Annotated in this window: 4 protein-coding genes and 1 pseudogene; 2 read left to right on the top strand and 3 right to left on the bottom strand. The window is 65.3% G+C overall.

The features are described from left to right. Positions 1-201: 201 nt before the first annotated feature. Positions 202-1,137, top strand: coding sequence for a GNAT family N-acetyltransferase (locus ACRDUX_RS22760; protein WP_526416754.1), 936 nt, complete (start codon positions 202-204; stop codon positions 1,135-1,137). A 105-nt stretch (positions 1,138-1,242) separates the two neighbouring features. On the opposite strand, the gene ACRDUX_RS22755 is transcribed toward ACRDUX_RS22760, so the two are convergent. After that, complete coding sequence (locus tag ACRDUX_RS22755; RefSeq protein ID WP_526416752.1) at positions 1,243-1,734, bottom strand: Dps family protein; 492 nt, start codon at positions 1,732-1,734, stop codon at positions 1,243-1,245. Positions 1,735-1,850: 116 nt separating this feature from the next. On the opposite strand from ACRDUX_RS22755, the gene ACRDUX_RS22750 reads away from it, so the two are divergent. Continuing rightward, on the top strand, positions 1,851-2,306 hold the full coding sequence (locus ACRDUX_RS22750) for a Fur family transcriptional regulator (RefSeq protein WP_526416750.1): 456 nt from the start codon (positions 1,851-1,853) through the stop codon (positions 2,304-2,306). An 84-nt stretch (positions 2,307-2,390) separates the two neighbouring features. Here ACRDUX_RS22750 and ACRDUX_RS22745 read toward each other — a convergent pair whose 3' ends face one another. Then, a complete protein-coding gene (locus ACRDUX_RS22745; RefSeq protein WP_526416748.1) occupies positions 2,391-3,509 on the bottom strand; it encodes a YeiH family protein in 1,119 nt (372 codons plus the stop codon). Positions 3,510-3,513: 4 nt separating this feature from the next. After that, positions 3,514-3,775 (bottom strand): annotated as a pseudogene (locus ACRDUX_RS22740) (hypothetical protein); the annotation flags it as partial.

The raw sequence follows: 3,775 nt of genomic DNA, 5'->3' as shown, positions 1-3,775 counted from the left end.
CGCCATGGGGACGGGCAGCGCAGCAGCCAGTAGGCCGAGCCCCGACATGAACAAGACATTGCGACGATCCATCTCTGGCACAGCGACACGATAGAGCCCAAACCTTGGTTTGCGCGCGATTGGGGTCGCCGAATTTCGGAAACGACGGTAGCGACCCGTCGAGCAATATTCGGTTGCCACCGACCCGAGCGCAGTGGAAATGTGACCAACGGTGCGTACTCCGAGGCTCCACCAGGGCGTTTCTTGAAAGCCGCCGACTGGCCATCGCTCGCGGACCAGATCGAGGTCGCCGCCGACCTCTTCGGGTCCGACGGCGACCGGCTGGTGGCCGGTTGGCTCGACGGCGAGGTCGCCAAGGTCGACGACCCGGCGTACGTGCGCCTGTTCACCGAGCACGTGAGCCTGCCTGGCGTGGCACCCGTCGACTACGCGCACCGCCTCGTTCGCACCTCGCGAGGCGCACTCCTCGGAGGAATCCGCTTCTACGGGCGGGATTTGGGGCGACCATTCGTGGAGATCGTGGCGCACGACTTCGACGACGCCGAAGCGCTCCGCGCCTGCGTACGTGGCGAATGGTCCACGTTCGCAGTATGTTTCGCGCGCCTTCGGGCGCGACCCGGCCGCATTACGGGGCCAGATGTCCTACTCGACAAGAGCATCCATGCCGCCCGCTACCGCGACATGCGACCATCCGACGGCAGAGTGACGCTCGGACCGTTCGATGCCGCCGAGGAGGCCGTCACGCTCGTCCGCCGACGCTACGACCGCGTCACCGCCGAGCAAGTCGACCTGGCGCGCAACCTGAAGCCGGCGGATCCGGATGACCTGGACCGCTGGCACGAGGCCGGGCAGCTCGACGCGATCCGCTTGTCCGGCAAAGCCATCGGGGTGCTCGCCATAGCGCCCGGCCGAGTCGGCTGGATCGAAGGCGACGAGATCAACGAAGAGGTGATCGATGCCCACCACCGGGGGCACGGCTACGCGACGTCGGCCCAGACCACTTTGGCCGCGCGCGCAGAGACCCGCCGGGAGCGGTTCCTGGTCGGTACCATCGACCGCTACAACGAGCCTTCCCGCAGGACTGCCGAACGTGCCGGGCGGCCACGCCTTCTCGATGACATGTTCCTGCGCCTGTAGACATCGTCGAAATGGCATCGAGACCAGCCCCGCCGAGCAGACGCAAACATCCACGCACACACGGCGTGTCGCGCACGTTGGCGCCTGCTCGCGGCGAAGGACGGGCTAGTTGGCGAGGTGTCGCAGCTGCGCGGTGAACATCCACCGCCGCTTCTCCAACCCTTCGAGGATGGTGTGCAGGATGTCCGCACTGGTCGGATCCTGGCCGTCGACGTCGTCGTGCAGGGCACGAATGATGTTGACGACGGTGAGGATTCGTTCGGAGATCACCGCGACTGCCCGTTCGACACTGACTTCTCCCGCGGGGAAGTCATCGAGTGAGGTGTCCTTGGCGATCGTGCGGGTGCGCCCGTCGGGCACCGCTTCGAGGGCTCGCATGCGCTCGGCGATGGAGTCCGCGTACTCGCGAACGGCATCGACGACCTCGTCCAATTCCAGATGGGTGGAGCGGAATTGCGGCCCCACCAGCGTCCAGTGCGCCTGCTTGGCTTGATTCTGCAACTCCAGCAGTCCCACCAGCACCGCCTGCAGGTCGTCGGCGAGCGCGGGCGAGGCGACGTACTCGCCTGCGGGGGCTTCACGATTGGTAATGGTCATCTTTCCTCCTATGTCTCGGCCTACCCGAACAACACCATCGACACTACACCTTGTTTTGAGTTAATCAATATAACGAGTAAATACGTTTACTTATTAGGTCATGCTAAGCTGACGTCATGAGTTCAGGCGATGCGGTCACGCGCTACAAGCAGGAGTTGAAGGGCGCAACCCTCCGCGTGACCAACGGCCGCGTGGCCGTACTGAGGGCACTGGAGACTGCTCCGCACTCGACCGCGGAGCAGGTGTTCGACGTGATCTCCGGCGACCTACCAGGAACCTCGCCGCAAGCCGTCTACATGGTCCTCAACGACCTCGCGCGGGCGGGCCTGATCAGACGGTTCGAACCCGCGGGATCGGCGGCCCTCTACGAACGACGAATCGGCGACAACCATCACCACCTGGTCTGCGAATCGTGCGGCACGGTGCAGGACGTGGATTGCGTCGTCGGTCAGGCTCCGTGCCTCACCCCCAGCGATGGCGAAGGCTTTCGCGTTCGGGAGGCCGAGGTCACGTTCTGGGGCCTGTGCGCACGTTGCCAGGAACGCGAGCAGTCCACCGTGCGTCAGTCGTGACCAGTCGGTGACGGACCGTGCCACCTACGACAACCTGCTGCTCACCGCTCACGAGCGGGCCGACGACCGCTGACCGGAGGCGGGTCAGACGTGCAGGCCCCAACCGAACACGCGCGAGGTCAGCAGCACCAGACCAAGTGAAACGGTCGCCACGACGACGAGGCCGATGACGGCGACCAGCAGTGGCCGCCATCCGGTTCGCGCCAGTTCGCGGAAGTTGGTGTTGAGGCCGACGCCCGCGAACGTGAGCAGGAACGCCCACTTGGACACGTTGGCCAAGTTGGTGCTTTGGCCTTTGGTGAGCCAACCCGCCGTGGCGATCGCCGAGACGGCGAGGAACCCAAGGACGAACTTGGGGAACTTGGCCCAGACGAAGGCGGCCTTGGCCTTGACGCCAGGGGCGATCTGATCCGCCTCGCCGCGCGCCGCCCAATACAGCGCGAAGCCGAGGACCACGAATCCAATGAGCGCGTTGCGCACCGATTTCACCAGGACCGCGACCTTGCCCGCCTCCTCGGAGAACAGGTACCCGGTGGCGGTCGTCTCCGCCGTGTTGTCGACGGCCAGTCCCGCCCAGAGGCCGAACTCGTGGTCGGTGAGGCCGATCACGTGGCCCAACGCAGGCAGGGTGAACAGCGCGACCGCTCCGAGCGCCAGGATCGCCGCGATGGCATAGCTGACGTCGGAGTTGCGTGCCCGGATCGCTCCCTTGGACGCGATGATCGCCGACACCCCGCAGATCGACGTGCCGATGGCCAGCAGCGAGCCGAGCTTGCCGGAGAGTCCGAAGAATCGTGCCGCCAGGATGATGATGGTGCCCGCCACTGCCATGTCGACCAGGATCTGCACCAGGCTGTAGCCGCCGAGTTTGGCGACATCACCCAGGACGAATCGTGAACCGAGAGCGACGATTCCGATCTTCAGCCAGAATTCGTAGGTCTGCACGCCAGGGCGAAACACGCGATGAACGCCGACGGTGTTGGTGATCAAGAGCCCGATCAGGATCGCCCACAGCACGTATTCGATGTCGGGGACCGTCCAGCCCTGGTGTTTGGCGAGCGCGTTCCACCCGATCTGCGCGTACTTGCCGAGCAGCCCGATCACGATGAGCAGCAGCACGCCCGGCACGTACGCCAGCACGTTCTTGGAGGGAAAGGTTTCCTCGAAGCGTTCCTCGTCGGTGTCGACGGTCGTGGTGCTCATCGCCTCACCACGGGATCTTCGGCAGGAGGTTGACCGCGGCGAACACGGCGATGGCGCCCGCCACGATGGTCGCCCACCAGTCGACGCCGATCCGGCCGACGGCGTCCTGCCACGAGGCCGATGGCGTGGACGTCTCGGCGGTCTCCGGGTTTTCGGAATTCGACCCGGGGGCGGGTTGGCTCACCAAAGGCCAAAGCACCAACTTGGCCAACGTGTCCAAGTGGGCGTTCCTGCTCACGTTCGCGGGCGTCGGCCTCAACACCAAC

The sequence above is a fragment of the Mycobacterium sp. genome, from assembly GCF_050701675.1.
Classification (GTDB): domain Bacteria; phylum Actinomycetota; class Actinomycetes; order Mycobacteriales; family Mycobacteriaceae; genus Mycobacterium.
The sequence above is the reverse complement of the archived record's forward strand: the minus strand, read 5'-3'. Positions and strand labels throughout refer to the sequence as shown.